This window comes from Nitrospirillum amazonense (assembly GCF_007828035.1).
GTDB classification, from domain to species: Bacteria; Pseudomonadota; Alphaproteobacteria; order Azospirillales; family Azospirillaceae; genus Nitrospirillum; species Nitrospirillum amazonense.
In genome coordinates, this window is record NZ_VITV01000011.1 from 75,564 (window position 1) to 92,071 (window position 16,508).

A 16,508-nucleotide genomic window follows, 5' to 3' on the forward strand; every position below is an offset into this window, starting at 1 on the left:
GAGTAACCATGCCTGGAAAATTCGTCGTTTCCCTAAGCTGCGCCAAGAACGACACCGACAAGGCCACCGTGGCCTTCGTCATCGCCAACGCCGCCGTGGCGTCCGACAAGGAGACGGTGGTGTTCCTGTCCATCGAGGGCACGCGCCTGTCCCAGGCGGGCTATGCCGACGACATCCATGAGGAAGGCTTCGCCCCCCTGAGGGAGCTGATCGCCAACTTCGCCGCCGCCGGCGGCACCATCTATGTCTGCTCCCCCTGCTTCAAGAAGCGCGGCCTGGACGAGGGCAAGCTGGTCCCCGGCGCCAAGATCGTGGGCGGCGCCAAGCTGGTGGAGTTCATGAGCGACGGCGCCCCCAGCGTCAGCTACTGACCCCGGGGACAAGGATACGCACATGGATCGCAGGACGTTCATCGCCAGGGGCATCGTCACGGGCACCGGCCTGGCCGCCGCCGCCCTGGCCACGCCGGCCCTGGCGCAGGCCCGCAAGACCTTGCGCTTCGGCATCGGGCCGCTGCTGCCCTCGCCGGAGGACACCAAGAAGGCCTACATGCCGCTGTTCGCCCACCTGGCCAAGGAACTGGGCGTGGATTTCGAGCTGGTGGCCACCACCGATTGGGCCGGCATGGCCGTGGCCATGGGCTCGGGCCAGCTGGACCTGGCCTGGATGGGGCCCTGGGGCTACATCATCGCCAACAACGCCACCGGCTGCCAGGCGGTGGCCACGGTCAAGTATGACGAGAAGCCCACCTACCTGGGCGTCATCATCGCCCGGCCGGACCTGAAGGTCGCCAAGTTCCCGGACGACACCAAGGGCATGACCATCTCCTTCGCCGACGTGGGCTCCACCTCCGGCTGGCTGATCCCCAGCTACTACGCCAAGGAGGTCTGGAAGATCGATCCCAAGACCTTCTGGACCTACACGGAAGGCGCGACCCACGCCGCCAACGAGATTTCCGTAAGCTCCGGCCAGGTGGATTTGGCGACCGACTTTGACCGCAACCGCAACGCCATGATCGCCAGCGGCAAGGTGAAGGAGGACGCGAACAAGATCGTCTGGACCTCCGACCCCCTGCCCAACGACGCCATCGTCCTGCCGGCCAACGCCCCAGCCGGCATGGGCGACCAGGTGCGCAAGATCCTGACCGCCATCACGGTGGACCAGGCCAAGGCCCTGCTGCCCAACCGCTACACGGGCTTCGTGGCCGCCACCCATGCCTCTTACGACATGATCGAGAAGGCGGGGCTGGCGCTGGGGAAGATCAAGGCCAAGGCTTGAGATCGGACAGGTTGATGACCAGCGGGGCGGAACAGGCGCTACGGCGCATGGAGGCGGCGGACCGGGGGTTCACGGCCCGCCGCTTGCGCTTGTGGGTGATCTGCGCCGCCTTGCTGGCCTTCTACGCCATATCCTGGCGGTTGGCAGGCATCGACCTGCACAAGCTGGCGGTGGGCCTGCCCAAGCTGGGCCGCTGGCTGGCCACGGCCTGGCCGCCTGACCTGCATGAGCTGCCCTTGTTCGCGCTGCGCACAGCCGAGACCGTGGCCATGGCCGCCATCGGCACCACACTGGCAGTGCTGCTGGCCCTGCCCATGGCCATCCTGGCCAGCCGCCCCTTGACGCCCTGGCCACGGCTGTACCATCCGGCGCGCTGGTTCCTGAACACGTTGCGCGGCATCGACAGCTTCGTCTTCGCCCTGCTGTTCGTGGCGGCGGTGGGCCTGGGGCCCTTCGCCGGCGTGCTGGGAATCGCCCTGCATACCTGGGGCAGCGCCGCCAAGCAGTTCGCCGACCATCTGGAAAGCGCCAATCTGGGCCCATTGGAGGCCGTGCGCACCACCGGTGCCGGCCGGCTGACGGCCATCCTTTACGCCCTGGTGCCCGACGTGGCGCCGGTCATGCTGTCCACCGCCCTGTTCTGGTGGGAGTTCAATGTCCGCGCCTCCACCGTGCTGGGCGTCGTGGGCGCCGGCGGCATCGGCCAGGAATTGAAGAACAGCATGGATCTGCTGGATTTCCCCCGCCTGGTCACCATCATCGCCGTCATCCTGGTGGTGGTTACGGCCCTGGACCAGTTTTCCGGCTGGCTGCGCCGGAGGCTGGCGTGATGGACGCGCCGCTTCCCCGTGTTGACGTCGATCCCGCGGAACCGTTGATGCGCGCGGACGGCCTGGCCAAAGCCTTCAACGGCCATACCGCCCTGGCGGATGTCAGCTTCAGCGTGCGCGCGGGTGAAGTGGTGGCCGTGCTGGGCCCCAGCGGCGCGGGCAAGACCACCCTGTTCCGCTGCCTGGCCGGCCTGGCCCCACCCGATGCGGGGTCCGTGCGGGTGGGGGGGCAGGACATAGCGCGGGCCGCCGGCCGCGACCGGTGGCGCCTGGCGCGCGACGTGGCCGTGGTGTTCCAGCAGTTCAACCTGGTGGGCCGGCTGACGGCCCTGGACAATGTGCTGGCCGGCCGGCTGGGCCATGTGCCGGCCTGGCGCGGCTGGTCACACCGCTTCGATCGCGCCGACCGCCTGCTGGCCCTGGAGTGCCTGGACCGCGTCGGCCTGCTGGCCAAGGCGGGACAGCGGGCGGACACCCTCTCCGGCGGCCAGCAGCAGCGCGTGGCCATCGCGCGGGCGCTGGCCCAGCGCCCGCGCCTCATCGTCGCCGACGAGCCGGTGGCCAGCCTGGACCCCGCCACGGCCGCCGGAGTGCTGGACCTGTTGCGCGACATCGCGCGCGACGCCCAAGGCAACGATGGCGGCGTTGGCGTGGTATGCAGCCTGCATCAGGTGGACCTGGCCCGCGCCGCCGCTGACCGCATCATCGGCCTGGCCGGTGGCCGGGTGATGGCGGACCTGCCCGCCAGTCTTTTCGACGCCGCCGCCGCCGCGCGTCTCTATGGCAATTGATCGGACAGCTTCCCCATGGACCCCATCGCCCGCCACGCCCACAGCCCGGACGTCTCCTTCGACGGGGGGGAGCTTGACTGCGGCAACGGCCTGCTGCTGCTGATCCGCAAGCATATCGACCCGCTGCCGCGTGGCGGCCTGCTGGAGATCCTGTCGTCCGAGGTGTCGGTGGACGAGGATTTGCCGGCCTGGTGCCGCATGACCCGCAACGAACTGGTGTCCTGGACCAAGACGGGACGCCAGCGCAGCTTCCTGGTGTGCAAGGGCGCCCTGGCGGAACGGACGGCGGCATCCCCCAAGCCGGCGGCACCGATGGTCACAGCGCCCGTCACCCCCGCCCGGCGGCGCGAGCCGGTGGCGGCGCCACTCCTGCCGGAGTTAGCGGTCATGGGCATCGGATCCTGGCCGCGGCCGCGGTGGATGACCGAGGCCATGCATGCCTATGTCGAGGGCCGTTTGCCGGAGCAGGCCTTCCATGAGACCGCCGACGACGCCGTGCGGCTGGCGATCGCCGCCCAGGAAAAGGCGGGCGTGGATGTGGTGACGGATGGGGAGCAGCGGCGTGACAGCTATGCCAGCTTCGTCGCCAGCCGGCTGGACAACTGCCAGCTCATTCCCCTGACCGACCTGCTGCCCCTGGTGGACGATCCCGAAGAGTTCGAGGCGGAACTGCGGGCCCTGGACATTCCAGCGGGCGAGGTGCGCCATCCAGCGGTGTTCGGACCGCTGGTCCGTTCCCGCCCCCTGGTGGCGCACGAGGTGGACTTCGCCCGCACGGTCACGGCCAAGCCAGTGAAGGTGGCCCTGCCCGGCCCCTATCTGCTGACCCGCACCATGTGGATGGAATGCATTTCCGACCAAGCCTATGCCAGCCGCGAGGCCCTGGCCCAGGACATCGTGCGGGTGCTGCGGGAAGAACTGGCGGAGGTACTGGACGCCGGGGCCACGCTGGTCCAATTCGATGAGCCGGTGCTGTCGGAAGTGGTGTTCGCCGGTGCCAAGAACAAACGCAGCTTCATGTGCGGCGCGCTCTCGGAATCGCTGGGGCCCGACCATGAGCTGGGTTTCGCCCGCGACCTGCTGAACGCCGTCCTGGCCGGCTTCCCCCGCGAGCGTACCGCCCTGCACGTCTGCCGGGGCAACTGGACGCCGGACGAAAGCGTGGCCCTGTCCGGCAGCTACGCCCCCCTGGTCGCCACCCTGGCCCAGGTGAGGGTCGGCGCCTATCTGCTGGAGATGTGCACACCCCGCGCCGGGGAAATGGAAATCCTGCAGGCCCTGCCGCAGGACGCCCGCGTGGGGGTCGGCGTGGTCAATCAGAAGCACGCGGCGGTGGAGGATGCGGACGCGGTGGCGGCCCGCATCGGGCACGCCATCGACCTGTTCGGGCGGCAACGGGTGCTGCTGCACCCCGATTGCGGCTTCGCCACCTTCGCCGACAACCCCATCTGCGCCGGCGGCACGGCGCAGGACAAGCTGGCCGCCATCGCGCGCGGGGCGGCGCGCTTCCGCTGACGGCCCGTCACCGCGAACCTGGAACCGGACCGTCCAATTACCTACATTGTTCCGGATCGTGTGAAAACCGGTGGGTTCCATGGACAAGTTGCAGGCGATGCAGGTGTTCACCCGCATCGTGGAAGTGAACAGTTTCTCCAAGGCGGCGGACACGCTGGGCCTGCCCCGCGCGTCCGTCACCACCATCATCCAGAACCTGGAAGGTTTCCTGGGCGTGCGCCTGCTGCAGCGGACGACGCGGCGCCTGAGCCTGACCCCCGACGGCGCCGCCTATTACGAGCGCGCCGTCCGCATCCTGTCCGACATCGACGAGGCGGAGTCCTCCTTCGCCAACATGAAGAAGAACCCGCGCGGCAAGCTGCGCGTGGACATGCCGGGCGCCATCGGCCGGCTGCTGATCATCCCGCGCGTCCATGAATTCCGCCGGCAATATCCCGACATCGACCTGATGATCGGCATGGGCGACCGGCCGGTGGACCTGGTGCAGGACGGCGTGGACTGCGTGGTGCGCGTCGGCCATCTGCAGGACAGCAGCCTGATCGCGCGGCGCGTGGGCGTATTCCAGGGCGTGACCTGCGCCAGCCCGGCCTACATCGCCGCCTACGGTGTGCCCGAAACGCTGGAGGATCTGGAGCGGCACCAGGCCGTGAACTATTTCCACAGCCGCACCGGCAAGATCATCGACCTGTCCTTCATTGTGGAGGGCGAGGTGCAGGAGGTGAAGGCCGCCGGCCCGGTGGCCGTGAACGACGCCGACGCCTATCTCACCTGCGGATTGGAGGGGCTGGGCATCATCCAGCCGCCCTATTTCATGGCCAAGCCCTACCTGCTGTCCGGCCAGCTGAAGGAACTGCTGCCCCGGTGGAAGCCTGAGCCCATGCCCATCTCCGCCGTCTATCCCCATAACCGCCACCTGTCGCCCAAGGTGCGGGTGTTCGTGGACTGGGTGGCCGACCTGTTCGACAGCTGCCCCCTGTTCAACGGCCAGGCCACCCTCTGCCCCGAAAAGCCCCCAGCCCCGGTCACGGTCGACGTGGAGGATGAGGAGAAGTGCCTGATCTGCGCCTGACCTTCCATGGGGCTACGCCCTTGGGACAGGCATTGCCAGCCCCGCACGCCGATCTACCCTAACTGGCAAAGGGAATAGATCGGTGCGGAGAAAGGTATGAGTGCCACGTTAGCTATCGGTCCCGGCGACGCCAAGATTGCCACTGTCGCCAAGAGCGTGTGGGACCAGGCCAAGGGCAAGCCCTGCACCTGGGAAGGCCACACGACGAACGGCTTCGATTGCTCCGGCTTCACGATGTACGTGCTGCAGCAGGCGTATCCGTCCCGGGGCCTCACCTTCATGACCGCCAACAGCATCTTCAGCAGCCCCAATTTCATTGCGGTAACGGGCACCCCGGAGGTCGGCGATCTCATTTGCTTCCGCAAGGGCCCGGAGATTCCATACGATCATGTCGGCATCGTTTACGACACTACGCACTGGATCGGATCGCAATCATCGACCGGCGTAGCCCTCGTGTCGCTGGATGACTTCTTTTGGTCAAAGAAACCGCATTTCTTCATCAGGCTGGTGAAAGCCATCAGTTGAGGTCACCGTCCATGAAGTCGATCCCTGCGTTGAGCGTCCTCCTGTCCCTGTCGCTAGGCTTGCCAGCGGGAGCTCAGCCGGCGGGGGCCCAGCCGGCTGCACCGTTCTGGCAGAAGACCTGGACCGTCACCGCCATCGAGGGGGCGACCACCCAGGATCGGGCACTCCTGTCATCCGCCATTGGCCTGCAGGTCGTCATGAAGGCCGACGCGCTGACGGATCCCTTCGCCGAGGATTGTACACACGCCTTGAACTATGACGACATCAAGTCCCGGCCGGTCGCCGACCTCGGCCAACATTTCGGCGGCAGCTGGAAATGGCCAGCCTTTCCGCAGCCCCAGGCCACCTACGGCTGGATCCGCTGTGACGGGAGCAATGTCGGTGCCTTCGCCTTCGTTGATGCACAGAAGGCTTATTTGTTTTATGAAGCTGGTGCCGTTCTGGTCCTCAAGTAGGTCCAGCCCCGTAGCGGAGCCTCCTTCGCGGCATTGCGGCCCCCAATGCCCCGATTATACGGTTTTTTCTAAACAGACTATTCGCATTATCGCGTATTCCGCCTAGAGCGGCGTTCGCTATGATGGAACCGTTGCTGCAGTGCCGGTCACGGACCGGTAGGCGGCCCGGATCCAAGGGATGCTCCGAGGGTCCGCCCTTCGCGAAACCGCCCCGTTCGGGGCCCCAACCTAGTCTCGCGGCCTGATCGTCCTTTTCCATTGGAGAGGGGCGCGGACGCGTTGTCCCTGGCGTGACCCTTGGTCTTGGCAGCCATCGGTCGCGCCGCCCCTTGCCTGATGCCGGCGTCATTGCCGGAACCCGCGGCCGATACCGCCGCCCGCATCCGCGCCGATTTGACGGCGGGAAACGGGACGCGACCGCCGCAGTTCCTGGCGTATGCCTGGCGTCACCCGTTCGTGAGGAGTTCGTTCGATGGCCGCACCGACCTTTGATGTCCAGAACAGCCTGACGCTTCCCACATCACTGGTGGGGGAGGCGCCTGCCTCCAGCCACCTGCTGACCCCGGACGCTCGCATGACTTTGGCCGTCCTGGCGGCCATGGGCACCGGCCTGTCGCTGTTCGCCGGACTTGCGCTGTGCGACCTGTTGCCCTTCATCGGCGTCATGCTCCGGGGTTTCTGAGTACCGCCCTCTCCCTGACAATTCGCCCTATGCGTACCGCAGCGCACCGGCCGCGGTACGCGTCGCCGTCTCCGAATGGCGCGATTGTTCTGGCAATCCGAATTGTGTAGCAGCGAAACACTTATTTATTCGCCGCGGCACCCCTCATACAGTCCACCCTGTCATAAACCAGGAGGGACGCGCCCGCGTCCGTGTGAAATGTCCAGGCCATCGCGCCATAATCCCTGTGAAACAACCGCCAGCGGCCCGGATGAGGTGTCCGTGTGCGAGACGCGCATCCCGGGCTATGCCCAGGAGGTGACCTTGCGCCTGTACCGTCCGGCCGTGGCGCGCAAGACCCTGCGGCCCTCGCTGCCGGTCGTGCTGGTGTTCCACGGCGGCGGCTTCACCAAGGGCGGGCTGGACGATGCCGATCCGGCGGCGCGCTTCATCGCCACGCATACGCCGGCCTTCGTCATCTCCGTGGGCTATTCCCTGGCCCCGGCCCACCCCTTCCCCGCCGCCCCCGGCGACGCCTACCGCGCCGCCTTGTGGGCCACCGAACACGCCAAGGACTTCGGCGGCGCCGCCAACCGCCTGGGCGTGGCCGGGTACGACGCCGGCGGGCACATCGTCGCCTCGCTGACCTTCATCGCCCGTGACCAGGGCGACGTGCCGCTGAAGGCGCAGGTGCTGATCGGCCCCATGCTGGACCCCAGCCTGACCCGGGTGGGGGACGAGACGCTGCTGAGTTCGGACATCACCATCGCCGACTGCGCCAAGTGCTACCGCGCCTATCTGCCCGAAGCGGCGCAGCGCCTGCATCCCTATGCGGCGCCGCTGGAGTCCCGGCGCCTGGCCGGCCTGCCCCCGGCGCTGATCGTCACGGCCCAGAACGACGTGCTGCACGTCGAGGCCGAGAAGTACGCGGGTCAGCTGATCGGGGCCGGCGTGCCCACCGAGGTGACCCGTTTCCCCCGCGTTTCCCATGCCGACCTGGCCGCCAATCCCGCGGCTCTGGCGGCCATCGCCAACTTTCTCGGGCGTCGCCTGTAACGCCCCGCCAACGCCGTCTCAAGGAGTATCATTCATGTCCAACACGCGCACGAAGCTGGTGCTGGCGCTGGCCGCCGGCGTCGCCCTGGTCGCCATCGGCGGCTTTTTCCTGCACGGCCCCTCCGGCGCCCAGGCCGCCTCCACCCCTGCCGCCCCGCCGGCGGCCGAGGTGGATGTGGCCCCGGTGCTGGCCCGCACCGTCGTCGATTGGCAGAGCTATTCCGGTCGGCTGGAGGCTGTGGAGCATGTGGACATCCGTCCGCAGATCTCCGGCCCCATCGTGGCCGTGAACTTCAAGAACGGCGCCCTGGTGAAGAAGGGCGACCTGCTGTTCACCATCGACCCCCGGCCCTTCCAGGCGGAGGTTGACCGGGCCGAGGCGGCGCTGGCGTCGGCGCAGTCGCGCCTGCGCTTCGCCACCACGGACCTGGAGCGCGCCCGCAAGCTGATCACCAGCAACGCCATCCCCCAGCGGGACCTGGACGATCGCGAGAACACCGCCCGCACCGCCGCCGCCGACGTGAAGGCAGCCGAGGCGGCGCTGGAGGTGGCGCGCCTGAACCTCAGCTACACCCGCGTGGTGGCCCCCGTCGACGGCCGCGTTTCCCGGGCGGAGATCACGGTGGGCAACATCGTGGCCGCCGGTGCCGCCAGCGTGCCCCTGACCACGCTGGTCTCCGTCTCGCCCATCTACGCCTCCTTCGACGTGGATGAGCAGACCTACCTGCGCTACATCGCCAGCGTGAAGGATGGCACCGCGCCGGTGCAGCTGGGCCTCGCCACCGAGGACGGCTATTCCCGGACCGGCTCGGTGGAGCATGTGGACAACCACCTGGACACCGTGTCCGGCACCATCCGCGTGCGCGCCAAGTTCGACAACGCGGACGGCCTGCTGGTTCCCGGCCTGTATGCCCGCATCAAGGTCGGCGGCAGCAGCCCGCATGAGGCCCTGCTGGTGGACGACCGCGCCATCGGCACCGACCAGGACAAGAAGTACGTCCTGGTGGTCGGTGACGACAACAAGGTCGCCTACCGCGAGGTCGCCCTGGGCGGCATGCAGGACGGCCTGCGCGTCATCACCAAGGGCCTGAAGGCCGGGGAGCGCATCGTCGTCAACGGCGTGCAGTTCGCCCGCCCCGGCGACGCGGTGAAGCCCAAGAACGTCGCCATGGCGGGCGAGAACCCCGCCGCCCAGACCCGGCAGACCGCCGCCGGTTCCGCCCTGTGAGGCGTAACCCCCGAGGTGCCTGGATGAACGCCCGTTCCCTTAGAGAACAGCCATGAACATCTCCCGCTTCTTCATCGATAGGCCGATTTTCGCCGGCGTGCTGTCGGTGGCCATTTTCGTGGCCGGCCTGATATCCGTATTCCAATTGCCCATCTCGGAATATCCCGAGGTGGTGCCCGCCACCGTGGTGGTGCACGCCCAATACCCGGGCGCCAACCCCAAGGTCATCGCCGAAGCCGTCGCGGCGCCGCTGGAAGAGCAGATCAACGGCGTCGAGAACATGCTGTACATGCAGTCGCAGGCCAACAGCGACGGCAACCTGGCGGTGACGGTCACCTTCAAGCTGGGCACCAACCCCGACCTGGCCCAGCAGATGGTGCAGAACCGCGTCTCGCAGGCGCTGCCGCGCTTGCCGGAGGACGTGCAGCGCCTGGGTGTCACGACGATCAAGAGCTCCCCCACCCTGACCATGGTGGTGCACCTGATCTCGCCCAACGACCGCTATGACATGACCTACCTGCGCAACTATGCCGTCCTGAACGTGAAGGACCGGCTGGAGCGCATCCAGGGCGTGGGCCAGGTGCAGGTCTGGGGTTCGGGCGATTATTCCATGCGCGTCTGGCTGGACCCGCAGAAGGTGGCCCAGCGCAACCTGACCGCCGAGGACGTGGTGGCGGCCATCCGTGACCAGAACGTCCAGGTGGCGGCGGGCGTCATTGGCTCGTCCCCGTCGGTGAAGGGCGTGCCCCTGCAGCTGTCGGTGAACGCCCGCGGCCGTCTGAAGACGGAAGCGGAGTTCGGCGACATCATCCTGCAGACCACGGCCGATGGCGGCGTGACGTACTTGCGCGACGTGGCCCGCATCGAGCTGGCCGCCTCGGAATACGGCCTGCGGGCGCTGCTGGACAACAAGCCGGCCGTGGCCATGGCCATCAACCAGTCGCCGGGCGCCAACTCGCTGGCCATTTCCGACGAGGTCCGCAAGACCATGGCGGAACTGGCCACCGACATGCCCCCCGGCGTGGAATACCGCATCGTCTATGACCCGACGCAGTTCGTCCGCGCCAGCATCAACGCGGTGATCCACACCCTGCTGGAAGCCATCACCCTGGTGGTGATCGTGGTCATCGTCTTCCTGCAGACCTGGCGGGCGTCCATCATCCCGCTGCTGGCGGTGCCCGTCTCCATCGTCGGCACCTTCGCCCTGCTGCTGGCCTTCGGCTATTCCATCAACGCGCTATCGCTGTTCGGCATGGTGCTGGCCATCGGCATCGTGGTCGACGACGCCATCGTCGTGGTGGAAAACGTCGAGCGCAACATCGAGGCGGGGCTGTCGCCCAAGGAAGCGACCTACCAGGCCATGCGCGAGGTCAGCGGCCCCATCATAGCCATCGCCCTGACCCTGGTGGCCGTGTTCGTGCCGCTAGCGGCCATGAGCGGCCTGACCGGCCAGTTCTACAAGCAGTTCGCGATGACCATCGCGATCTCCACCGTCATCTCCGCCTTCAACTCGCTGACCATGTCCCCCGCCCTGGCGGCCCTGCTGCTGAAGGGTCACCATGACGGCCAGGATTGGCTGACGCGCGGCATGAACACCGTGCTGGGCCCCTTCTTCCGGGGCTTCAACAAGGTCTTCCACCGCGGGTCCCAGGCCTATGGCAACAGCGTGGGCGGCGTCATCCGGCACAAGGGCATCATGGTCGGCATTTATGTCGCCCTGCTGGGTGCCACCGTCTTCCTGGGCAACACCGTGCCCGGCGGCTTTGTGCCCGCCCAGGACAAGGAATACCTGGTGACCTTCGCCCAGCTGCCCAACGGCGCCTCGCTGGACCGCACGGAGGAGGTCATCCGCAAGATGTCGGAGATCGCGATGAAGCAGCCGGGCGTGACCCATGCGGTCTCGTTCCCCGGGCTGTCGGTCAACGGCTTCACCAACAGCTCCAGCGCCGGCATCGTCTTCGTCCCGCTGGAACATTACGACGATCGTCCCGGCCACATCTCGGCCGCCGAGATCGCCGCCAACCTGCGCAAGGAATACGCGGGCATCAAGGACGCCTACATCGCCGTCTTCCCGCCCCCGCCCGTCATGGGCCTGGGCACCCTGGGCGGTTTCAAGCTGCAGCTTGAGGATACCGGCGCCCTGGGGTACGAGGCCATGGCCAAGGCCTCCAACGACTTCATCGCCAAGGCCATGAAGACGCCGGAGCTGGGGCCGACGTTCTCCAGCTACCAGATCAACGTTCCGCAGCTGAACGTGGACCTGGACCGGGTGAAGGCCAAGCAGTTGGGCGTGTCGGTCAACGACGTCTTCGACACCATGCAGATTTACCTGGGCTCGCTGTACGTCAACGACTTCAACAGCTTCGGCCGCGTCTACCAGGTGCGGGTGCAGGCGGACGCCCCCTTCCGCGCCCATGCCGACGACATCGGCCTGCTGAAGACCCGCAACGCTCAGGGCATGATGGTGCCGCTGTCGTCGCTGGTCAGCGTCAGCCCGACCTATGGTCCGGAAATGGTGGTGCGCTACAACGGCTACACCGCCGCCGACATCAACAGCGGCCCGGCCCCCGGCTATTCCACCAACCAGGCCCAGGCCGCCGCGGAGCGGATCGCGCATGAGGTCCTGCCCCGGGGGATCAAGCTGGAATGGACGGACCTGACTTACCAGCAGATCCTGGCCGGCAACTCCGCCCTGTGGGTGTTCCCCATCAGCGTGCTGCTGGTCTTCCTGGTGCTGGCCGCCCAGTACGAGAGCCTGACCCTGCCGCTGGCCATCCTGCTGATCGTGCCCATGAGCCTGATGTCGGCCCTGGCCGGCCTGTGGCTGACGGGCAGTGACAACAACATCTTCACCCAGATCGGCTTCATGGTGCTGGTGGGCTTGTCGGCCAAGAACGCCATCCTGATCGTGGAGTTCGCCCGTGAACTGGAAATCCACGGCAAGACCCCCGTCCAGGCCGCGATCGAGGCCAGCCGCCTGCGTCTGCGTCCCATCCTGATGACCTCCATCGCCTTCATCATGGGTGTGGTGCCCCTGGTGATGTCGACGGGGCCGGGTGCGGAAATGCGCCATGCCATGGGCGTCGCCGTGTTCTTCGGCATGCTGGGCGTGACCTTCTTCGGCCTGGGCCTGACGCCGGTGTTCTACGTCCTGCTGCGCAAGCTGGCGGGCGGCAAGCTGATCACGCATGAGAAGCTGGATCAGCCGGCCATCGGCAGCCACGCGGCGCAGCACGCCGCCGAGTGATCGCACCCGCCGCCTTCCTCTCCCCCCCTACAGGCGGCGGTTACGATGCGGCCCAGGTCCTTCACCGGACCTGGGCCGTTTTCTTATCGGCACGCCTTTTGAGTGCCCGCGAGACTACTGGGGTCAAAAGGATAAGGGCCGAACAGATCAGCACCCCGGATATGAGCCAGCGGAAGAGAAGCGGCTTTTCGATGATCCGCATCGTGGTAACCGCGCCGACCATCCCGCAGATCGCCATGCCCACGAAGATGTTCTTGGACGCTCGTCGTGTCATGCCAGAACTCCCCACAACATTACCTCGAGCCACCGTGCCGTTTACGGTTCTCCGCGGCGATTCCCTGCGTCCCCATGAGCGGACACCGAGCGGTCAGACCATCGGTCACCGAAATATTACGGCCGGTCACGGCCTTGGCGCTGGCCGGCAGGCAGCCGCGCTTTTATGGTCACCATCATTTCTTCCCCAAAGGCTGGACCGGAAAGCGAACCATGATGCACGCGGCTGTCCAATCCTCCATCACCCCCAACTCTACCCCCACCGGCGCTGTGGCCGACGCCGCCGCCGTGCGCGGCCAGCTTAAGGCCTGGCTGGTGGAGCAGGCTTATCCCCTGTGGTGGGAGGTGGGGGCGGATCGGGTGAACGGCGGCTTCCATGAGAAGCTGGGCCTGGACGGCAAGCCGACCAACGACGCCCGCCGCGCCCGGGTGCAGGCCCGCCAGGTCTATTCCTATTCCGTCGCCGCCAAGTCCGGCTGGAACGGCCCGGTGCGCGAGGCGGCGGAGCACGGCCTGACCTTCTTCCTGAACCATTACCGCCGGCCCGACGGCCTGTTCCGCACCAAGGTGGCGCCGGACGGCACCGCCCTGGACGACACCGTGGTGCTGTACGACCAGGCCTTCGCCCTGTTCGCGCTCGCCGCCGCGCAGAACGCCACGCCGGAGAACCGCAGGGCGGAGGAGATGGCCGTGGCCCTGCGCCAGCGGCTGCTGGACACCCTGCACCACGCCCAAGGCGGGTTCGAGGAGAGCCATCCCCGCACCCTGCCGCTGCTGTCCAACCCGCACATGCACATGCTGGAGGCGTCGCTGGCCTGGATGGAGCAGGGCGGCGACAGCGGCTGGCGCGACCTGGCGGAAGAGATCGTGGGCCTGGCGCTCACCCGCTTCATCGACGACGACATGGGCGGGCTGAAGGAGTTCTTCGACGGCGACTGGCGGCCCCAGGCCGGCACGCCCGGCCGCATCGTCGAGCCGGGGCACCAGTTCGAATGGTCCTGGCTGATGCTGCGCTGGGCCGCCCTGACCGGCAACAAGGCGGCGTCCGACGCCGCCTGGCGCATGATCGCCGTGGGCGAAGGGCCGGGCGTGGACCCGGCGCGCGGGGTAGCCATGAACGCCCTGCTGGACGACCTGACCCCCCACGACCCCGTCGCCCGCCTGTGGCCGCAGACGGAACGCATCAAGTGCGCCGTGCTGGCCGCCCTGGCCACCCGCGACGACGCCGACCGCAGCGACACCTATTGGACCATGGCCGCCAACGGCGGGCGCGGCCTGATGAAATACTTCGACACGCCGGTGAAGGGCCTGTGGCGCGACCGCCTGAACCCGGACGGCACCTTCGCCGAAGAGGCAGCCCCCGCCAGCAGCTTCTACCACATCGTCTGCGCCATCCAGGAACTGGACCGGGCGTTGGCCGCCATTGGACACCCAGAGGCCGGCCAACCGGGCTGAAGGCCTTGTTCTGACGTCAGAACGGCCGTCTCCCGCATCCCAGCCTCGCAGGGAAGCTGCCTGAAAGGAATCGCCCCTGAAAAGGGCCCGTCAGGGCAGCCAGCCGGGGATGGCCTTCATCTCCGGCCGCCGGGCAAGCGTGGCCCAGGCAGCGGCCCAGCAGCAGCCGTGGTCCTGGCCGGGCACGGTGATGATGGAGGCGGACGCAGGCGTGGGCTGATGCGCCACGAAGGACTGGGCGATGGCGATGTCCACCACCTTGTCGTCGGCACCGACGAAATGAACCTGCGGGCGACCCGCCAGCTTGGCGGCGTCCGTGACGGGATCGACAGACTGCGACAGCGGCGTCAGATCCAGCGTCTTGGTCCACAGGCCGAAGTCCAGGTTGCCGGACACGGTGACCAGGCCGGCCACGTCGGCGCGCCGTTCCGCTAGCACCGCCGCCAAGCCACCGCCGCCGGAATAGCCCACCAGCACCAGACGCTGGGCATGGGCATCGGCCTTCAGCCGGTCCAGCGCCAGGCTGGCGCTGTCCACCACCTCGGGCGCCAGGCGGGCCTTGGTCCAGTAGCCCACCTGGCAGGTGCGCGGGCGGGTTTCCATGACGTACTGGCAGGGCCGGGCAAGATAGGCGACGGGCCCGGTGCCGGGATGGCCCATGGCCAGGCGCAGCGCCAGGGGATCGGTGGGCGTGGGATCCTGCGACGGTTCCCGCGCCGAGAGGTAGGCTAGGCCGTCGCCCTCGATATAGACGGTCAACACTTCGCCACCCGGTCCAGGCTTCACCGCCGTGGCCAAGTCGAAACTGCCCGCCGCGATGTAGTCCCAGTGCCAGCCGGCGCCCTGGGCCAGGGTGGGTCCCCGCTCCTGCCGGCCATGGATGCCGGAGCAGGCGGCCAAGCCGCCCGCCAGCACCAGAGCCATCAGGGCGCGGGCCCGCATACCCATCAGCCCTTCTTGGCCTTGAACTCCGCCAGCGCCTTGGCCACGCGATCGACCACTGGACCCCACTGCCCCCATTCCGTCTGGCGGAAGAGGCGGACGGACGGATACCAAGGCGTGTCGTCACGGTTCTGCAGCCAGCGCCAGTCCGGCAGCAGGGGTATCATGACCCAAGCCGGGCGGCCCAGCGCGCCGGCCAGGTGCACCGGCGAGCTGTCGATGGAGATCAGCAGATCGACTTCCATCAGGATGGCGGCCGTGTCCTCGAAATCCCGTATCTCGGGGCTGAGGCTGACGACGTGCTTGCCCAGCGCCGGCGGCGGGTTCAGCGCCTGCTCTTCCTTCGGACCCTTCTGCACGGAGAACAGGGTGACGCCGTCCTGCGCCAGCGGCGCCAGCATCTCCAGCCCCATGGACCGGTTGGCGTCGTTGAAATGGGTGGGACGGCCGGCCCAGAGGAAGGCCACCTTCAGGCCCTTGTAGGATTCCAGCCGCTTGCGCCAATGCTCCCGCCGGTCAGGCAGGGCCGACAGATACGGCATAGGCTCGCCGGGCAGCTGGCTGAGCTGCAGGCCCATGATCATGGGCAGGCTCATCATTTCGGCGTGCACATCGAAATAGGGGGGCAGTTCGCCGCGCAGGGTCAGGGCATCGAAACCCTTCATGCGGCGCGCCAGGCTGGCCGTCTCATGATTGATTTCCAGGACGACGTTGGCCTGGCTCTTCTCCTTCGCCCAAGCGACCATGCGCATGAACTGGAAGGTGTCGCCATAGCCTTGCTCATCATGGATCAGCAGGGTCTTGCCCGGGATGGGCCGGCCGTCCCAGCGCGGGCGCTGCACCTTGCGCTCGATGCGCGTGGTGTGCGCCAGGCTGTAGCGGTAGGCGTATTCACGCCAGCCACGATCGAACTCACCCAGCAGCAGCAGGGTTTCCGCCAAGTCGAAACGGGTGGACAGGTGCCCGGGCAGGGCATCCACCAGCATCTCCTGGATGGGCTTGGCCTCCAGCACCCGGCCCTGCACGCGCAGTGCCTGGGCCAGCAGAGCCCACAGGGTCACGGGGCCGGTACCACTGGCCAGCAGGGGCCGGACCATTGCCTCGACCTCGACACCCCGCCCCGCAATCAGCATGGGGCGGACCTGCTGCTCAAGTTCCTTCATGTCCATGACGGCAGGCCCTG

16 protein-coding genes are annotated in these 16,508 nt (G+C 67.6%); 13 read left to right on the top strand and 3 right to left on the bottom strand.

The genetic code is table 11. The annotated features are described in order from the left end of the window. The first annotated feature begins 8 nt into the window (after positions 1–8). From FBZ87_RS24110 to FBZ87_RS24165, 12 genes are all read left to right on the top strand, one after another. A complete protein-coding gene (locus FBZ87_RS24110) occupies positions 9–371 on the top strand; it encodes a DsrE family protein (protein WP_145613144.1) in 363 nt (120 codons plus the stop codon). Between the two features lie 22 nt (positions 372–393). Then, positions 394–1,278, top strand: a complete 885-nt coding sequence (locus FBZ87_RS24115; RefSeq protein WP_145613145.1) for a phosphate/phosphite/phosphonate ABC transporter substrate-binding protein — start codon at positions 394–396, stop codon at positions 1,276–1,278. A 14-nt stretch (positions 1,279–1,292) separates the two neighbouring features. Next, entirely contained in the window at positions 1,293–2,108 is an 816-nt protein-coding gene (phnE, locus tag FBZ87_RS24120; protein WP_186454955.1) for a phosphonate ABC transporter, permease protein PhnE, read from the top strand. Beyond that, complete coding sequence (gene phnC, locus FBZ87_RS24125) at positions 2,108–2,899, top strand: phosphonate ABC transporter ATP-binding protein (protein ID WP_145613147.1); 792 nt, start codon at positions 2,108–2,110, stop codon at positions 2,897–2,899. Before phnE ends, phnC begins: the two co-directional genes overlap by 1 nt. Before the next feature lie 15 nt (positions 2,900–2,914). After that, a complete protein-coding gene (locus FBZ87_RS24130; RefSeq protein ID WP_145613148.1) occupies positions 2,915–4,414 on the top strand; it encodes a 5-methyltetrahydropteroyltriglutamate--homocysteine methyltransferase in 1,500 nt (499 codons plus the stop codon). A 79-nt stretch (positions 4,415–4,493) separates the two neighbouring features. After that, positions 4,494–5,483: a LysR family transcriptional regulator gene (locus tag FBZ87_RS24135; RefSeq protein WP_145613149.1), complete on the top strand. Its 990-nt coding sequence runs from the start codon at positions 4,494–4,496 to the stop codon at positions 5,481–5,483. Between the two features lie 96 nt (positions 5,484–5,579). Next, positions 5,580–6,008, top strand: a complete 429-nt coding sequence (locus FBZ87_RS24140) for a C40 family peptidase (protein ID WP_145613150.1) — start codon at positions 5,580–5,582, stop codon at positions 6,006–6,008. Between the two features lie 11 nt (positions 6,009–6,019). Then, positions 6,020–6,463 carry a hypothetical protein gene (locus tag FBZ87_RS24145; protein ID WP_145613151.1) on the top strand — a complete coding sequence of 148 codons (444 nt, stop codon included), beginning with the start codon at positions 6,020–6,022 and terminating at the stop codon, positions 6,461–6,463. A 472-nt stretch (positions 6,464–6,935) separates the two neighbouring features. Continuing rightward, entirely contained in the window at positions 6,936–7,145 is a 210-nt protein-coding gene (locus tag FBZ87_RS24150; RefSeq protein WP_145613152.1) for a hypothetical protein, read from the top strand. Positions 7,146–7,406: 261 nt separating this feature from the next. After that, the gene (locus FBZ87_RS24155) at positions 7,407–8,180 is read left to right on the top strand and encodes an alpha/beta hydrolase (RefSeq protein WP_246134568.1); all 774 of its coding nucleotides are present in this window, start codon (positions 7,407–7,409) and stop codon (positions 8,178–8,180) included. A gap of 34 nt (positions 8,181–8,214) precedes the next feature. Further along, entirely contained in the window at positions 8,215–9,408 is a 1,194-nt protein-coding gene (locus tag FBZ87_RS24160; RefSeq protein WP_145613154.1) for an efflux RND transporter periplasmic adaptor subunit, read from the top strand. 52 nt (positions 9,409–9,460) lie between these two features. Beyond that, positions 9,461–12,655: an efflux RND transporter permease subunit gene (locus FBZ87_RS24165; RefSeq protein WP_145613155.1), complete on the top strand. Its 3,195-nt coding sequence runs from the start codon at positions 9,461–9,463 to the stop codon at positions 12,653–12,655. A 61-nt stretch (positions 12,656–12,716) separates the two neighbouring features. Here the strand turns inward: FBZ87_RS24165 and FBZ87_RS24170 are convergent, their stop codons facing one another. Next, positions 12,717–12,929, bottom strand: a complete 213-nt coding sequence (locus tag FBZ87_RS24170) for a hypothetical protein (RefSeq protein WP_145613156.1) — start codon at positions 12,927–12,929, stop codon at positions 12,717–12,719. A 212-nt stretch (positions 12,930–13,141) separates the two neighbouring features. Between FBZ87_RS24170 and FBZ87_RS24175 the strand changes: the two genes are divergently transcribed. Continuing rightward, on the top strand, positions 13,142–14,383 hold the full coding sequence (locus FBZ87_RS24175) for an AGE family epimerase/isomerase (RefSeq protein WP_211107160.1): 1,242 nt from the start codon (positions 13,142–13,144) through the stop codon (positions 14,381–14,383). A 90-nt stretch (positions 14,384–14,473) separates the two neighbouring features. On the opposite strand, the gene FBZ87_RS24180 is transcribed toward FBZ87_RS24175, so the two are convergent. Continuing rightward, complete coding sequence (locus FBZ87_RS24180; protein ID WP_211107161.1) at positions 14,474–15,331, bottom strand: alpha/beta hydrolase family protein; 858 nt, start codon at positions 15,329–15,331, stop codon at positions 14,474–14,476. Beyond that, positions 15,331–16,494: a glycosyltransferase family 9 protein gene (locus FBZ87_RS24185; protein ID WP_211107162.1), complete on the bottom strand. Its 1,164-nt coding sequence runs from the start codon at positions 16,492–16,494 to the stop codon at positions 15,331–15,333. Before FBZ87_RS24185 ends, FBZ87_RS24180 begins: the two co-directional genes overlap by 1 nt. Positions 16,495–16,508 lie beyond the last annotated feature (14 nt).